3 protein-coding genes are annotated in these 2,629 nt (G+C 43.2%); all 3 read left to right on the top strand.

Going from position 1 to position 2,629, the window contains the following annotated elements; translation table 11 throughout:
- Window positions 1-1,160: RHS repeat domain-containing protein (locus FNH22_RS31680; protein WP_143402554.1), on the top strand; the 1,160-nt coding region annotated here is incomplete at its 5' end.
- A gap of 282 nt (window positions 1,161-1,442) precedes the next feature.
- Window positions 1,443-1,994 (top strand): transposase, encoded by a 552-nt coding sequence (locus FNH22_RS31675; RefSeq protein ID WP_143402553.1) that lies wholly within the window; start codon window positions 1,443-1,445, stop codon window positions 1,992-1,994.
- A partial coding sequence (locus FNH22_RS31670; protein ID WP_143402552.1) for an RHS repeat domain-containing protein occupies window positions 1,987-2,629 on the top strand: 643 nt, incomplete at its 3' end. The genes FNH22_RS31675 and FNH22_RS31670, both read left to right, overlap by 8 nt.

Raw genomic sequence — 2,629 nt, 5'->3', positions numbered from 1 at the left:
GTTCTGCGCTGTTGGAGTCAGACTACAGCGGTAATATGATCAGCTTTGAGGAGTATTACCCTTTTGGAAGCAGCTCGTACAGATCGGGCCGGAATAGCGCAGAAACGTCCCTTAAGCGGTATCGCTATGTAGGTAAGGAGCGCGATGATGAGACCGGGCTTTACTATTATGGGGCACGGTATTATGCGGCCTGGTTGGCCAGGTTTGTTTCGGTTGATCCACTGAAGGATGAGTATCCTTTTTACACACCCTACCAGTATGCAGGGAATAAGCCGATCATAGCAAGGGACTTACAGGGTAAACAGGAAGAACCGGTGGTAGAAGGCTACACACTACCGCAAGTGCCTAATAGAGTGCCTACAACACTCTCGGAGTTTTTACTGACCGAGCGACCGGACTTTATCGACCGCATTGATACGTCCAAAAGTAATGTGGGACTGCTGGAAGAAATCAATCAGGCGTTCAGTGAATTAGTCCTGGATAAGGCATTTATCACTGAGCAAGGAGGGAAGTTTACTTTTGATACTGAGCGCCAAAAGGCTGAAATAGAAGCCTTACAGACTCAAGGGGTAAGTGATAGTGAGATCAATAGTCTGGTAGATCAACGAAAGTCATTGGCAAGGAAAACACTGGCCAATGAAAACCTGGACAGGCGTATTTTTGATTCGCAAGAGGCCAGGCAAGGTGCTCGATCGGCTCAACGATCTGCTTTATTGCAACGGGAGAAGGAGAGAAGAGAGCTGCAAACGCTCAAACAGCTTAAAGATGAAGGGTTTGACCTGGGAGATTTAGGTAATATTCTCGGTATTGTAGGAGATGTTGTTGAAGTAACTGGATTTGCTTTGATAGCTACAGGTGTGGGTAGTGGGCTTGGAACGGCTATTGTACTTCTTGGGGAAGTTGTTTCAGTGTTGGGTAGCACTCTATCAATAGTTGATTATTATTCAGAAGGTAATGTGACTGGAATCATAATAGAAGGCGGCGGAGTAATTATCGGAAAAACATCTTCTGAGTTAATAAAAAAAGCACTAAAACAAGGTATAATTAACTTAGATGAAAGAGTCTTGTTTGAAGCAGGAAGTAAAGCTATCTCCAAAGAAGGTCAAATTTTATCTACAACTATAGTTGAAAATAACCAAAAAAAGGACAAGGATAATTAAGAACTATTCATGATATACGGGGTTTTATTCATAGCTCTTTTGGCACTTATTATTGGTGTTTACATAATACTCACTGACCAAGATAACTCTGAAGAAATGAAAAAAGTTGATGTTAGTTCATCTTTAAGAGGAATACTATTAGTTATTGTTGGTTTAGTTTGCTTGATTATCTTTTTGCTCTTGCTTGTTGATAGTTAGCCAAACTGGCGCAAGTCTATGACTTGTGCCTTAAAAATGAATCCGAGAGTCTGTGACTCGGCAAAACAGGTTAACTCTTAAACCATGAGTGTAAAATACAAAATACGCGACCAAACCAGGCTTCACTTTATAACGTTTGCTGTGGTAGAATGGGTAGATGTATTCACCAGAAACGTATACAAAGATGTACTTATTGATAGCCTCCGTTACTGCCAAAAACACAAAGGACTCTTGTTGTACGGCTGGTGTATTATGACTAATCATGTCCACCTGATCATTTCCTCCGCTGATGGTTTCAAACAAGAATATATCCTGAGAGATTTTAAAAAGCATACCTCCAGGCAATTGATAACAATGATAGAAGGAAATCTACAAGAAAGTCGAAAAAACCGGATGTTGTGGTTATTCAAAGAAGCTGGAAAAAGGAACAGCAACAACAAGTACTATCAATTTTGGCAACAAGATAATCACCCGTTAGAACTATCCGGTAATCTGTTAATGGATCAGAAACTTAGTTATCTTCACAATAATCCTGTGGAAGCAGGAATAGTAGATGAGCCTGAAAGTTACTTGTATAGCAGTGCACGTGACTATTCCGGGAGAAAGGGTTTTATTGATATAGAATTCATTGAATGATTGGGGATTGGCTCCACTGGGCCGGGTTACAAACCCTGGTGACCATTGGAAGTCACAAGTCATAGACTTGCGCCATTTGGGAGCGCTCAGAACATACGCACAAAGTTACGAATACGATGAGCTTGGGAATATCTTAAAGATGATCCATAGCGCTACAGGAGGTAGCTGGACAAGGCATTACCATTATGCTGCCAATAACTATTTACTCAGCACCTCCTCCGATGGTATCCAGCCCACCCTGGACCAGTATACGCATGATGCCCACGGCAATATGACCGCTATGCCCCATTTGGCAGCCATGGACTGGGACGAAGCCGACCGGCTGCGACGCGCAGACCTCGGTGGCGGTGGCATGGCCTACTACCTGCACAATAATACAGGTGAGCGGATACGAAAAGTGATAGAAAACGGCAATATAAAGGAAGAACGTATCTATATTGGTCTATGGGAAGTATACCGAAAAACCGTGAACGGCACATTACAAACCGAACGTAGAAGCGCACATGTAAAGGATGACCAGGGCCGCATAGTCCTGATCGATGAACTCATGGTGGATGGCGGTGTTTCACTTACCACTCCTACCGTACTGTACCGGTTCCACCTGGGCAACCACCTGGGTTCTGCGCTGTTGGAGT

Origin of the sequence: Fulvivirga sp. M361 (genome assembly GCF_007097395.1) — a bacterium.
In the GTDB taxonomy this organism is placed as follows: Bacteria; Bacteroidota; Bacteroidia; order Cytophagales; family Cyclobacteriaceae; genus Fulvivirga.
Note: the sequence above shows the minus strand (reverse complement) of the source record. Positions and strands in the feature narration are given on the sequence as shown.